We start from the raw sequence: 1,801 nt of genomic DNA, 5'->3' as shown, positions 1-1,801 counted from the left end.
CCAGTCCAACAAAAGGCGTTAGATTTACTTGGTGTTTCCCTATTTGTACCCAGTAAATGACCGACAGAAAATCTGCTATTCCTTACCCAGCATAGGTTGCCCTTTTTGTCAAAGGGGGAACTTCAGTCGTGAAGCAACGAATGATATCAAGTATAGTTGGGTCAGTTAACGATTACCAATTACTAATTACGTCAGCCGTCAGCTGACAGCTGACGGCTGAATGCTTACCTAATTACTAATTACTAATTACTAATTACTAATTACCAGATGTTTAAAGGTTTGCGCTGGCGTCTTCTGTTGTATTACCTGATGGTAATGGCGGCAATTTTAAGTGTATTTGGTGCGGGTGTGTATGTGTTTTTAACACAGAGTCTGTACCAGCAACTTGACAAAAAACTACGGACTTTAGCCCAATCCGCCGCCCCATCATTTACTGAAGTAGAAGTGAAAGGGAGTCAATACATTGAACAAGTTGATGAAGTCCCCTGGCGAGATATCTTTAACCGAGACCAACAAAGCCTAGAATGGTTTGATGCTAACGGTCAACTATTGGCAAGGCGAGGTGTGATTGTGTTGACTTTCCCGCCAAAACTGGGTTCCAAGACTCTACAACTCCCCAAGACATCAGAGCCAATTAGGACGTTTACAATTTCTGTCTTTAAAGACACCTCGAAACCAAGCCAGCCATCCCTAGAGGGCTATATTCGAGCCAGTCAATCCACAGAGGATGTAGAAATCGTCCAAAGCCAACTATTTTGGGGATTAGGAATGGGAGGAATGATCGCTCTAGGGTTTGTTGGTATCGGTGGACTTTGGCTGACCCAGAAAGCTCTTGAGCCGATTGAGCAAAGTTTTAAGCAGCTTAAACAGTTTACTGCTGATGCCTCCCATGAATTGCGCAGTCCTCTGACAGCAATTAAAGCCTCTGTGGATGTGATGCGAAATCATCCTGAGCGAATTCATCCCAAGGATGCTAAGAAGTTAGTGGCTATTGCTAGCGCTACAGATCAGATGAGCCACTTAGCAGAAGACTTACTATTTTTAGCTCGTACTGATGCAGCCTTGTCAATCCCGACTCGAAAGTCAGTCCCAATTTCCCTCAATACAGTTTTGCAGAATGTGGTGGAATTGTTAGAATCATTTGCTCAAGATAAGCAGATTTCTTTGGAATATAAGTGCCTGACAACAGTCTCTGTAATTGGGGATGAAGGGCAACTGACCCGTTTATTTTCCAACTTGCTAGAGAATGCCCTGCAATACACACCCCCTAAAGGAAAAGTGGTTCTTACTGTTGCCAAACAGAATCGCTGTGCCCTGGTCATGATTGAGGATACTGGCATTGGTATTGCCCCTGAACATCAGCCGTTTGTATTTGATCGCTTCTGGCGTGCCGATAAAGCTCGTTCTCGCCGAGAGAGGGGTACCGGGTTGGGACTTGCGATCGCTCAAGCAATCACTCACAGTCATGGGGGAAAAATCACCCTTACCTCTCAGGTTGGGGTTGGTAGCTGCTTTGAGATACGTTTACCGCTGGTTTAGGAAAATAGCTTCTAGGTTGGGATTTTCTTTTGAAATCATATAGCAATTCTACGACTTGTGAGGTACAAATTTCTGGTTTTTAGGGAGCGGGGAGCAGGGAGCAGGGAGCAGGTAAGAGGAACCCACCCCTAACCCCTCACAGGGGTAGGTTTTTAACAAAGACGTGAGGTGTGGGGTGTAGGGGGACCGGGTGTAGGGTGTGGGTGATCAGAAAGCGATGCAGCGCCTTCACGCGGGGGTTTCCCCCATGAGCGACTGCATC

At 45.9% G+C, this 1,801-nt stretch carries 1 protein-coding gene; it reads left to right on the top strand.

Annotated features, from left to right (window positions below; all coding sequences use genetic code 11):
* The first annotated feature begins 267 nt into the window (after positions 1 to 267).
* The gene (locus tag F6K46_RS39525; RefSeq protein ID WP_293068937.1) at positions 268 to 1,539 is read left to right on the top strand and encodes a HAMP domain-containing sensor histidine kinase; all 1,272 of its coding nucleotides are present in this window, start codon (positions 268 to 270) and stop codon (positions 1,537 to 1,539) included.
* The last annotated feature ends 262 nt before the right edge of the window (positions 1,540 to 1,801 follow it).

The sequence above is a fragment of the Moorena sp. SIO3E8 genome, from assembly GCF_010692445.1.
Lineage (GTDB): Bacteria > Cyanobacteriota > Cyanobacteriia > Cyanobacteriales > Coleofasciculaceae > Moorena > Moorena bouillonii.
This window is presented reverse-complemented; position numbering and strand designations above follow the sequence as displayed.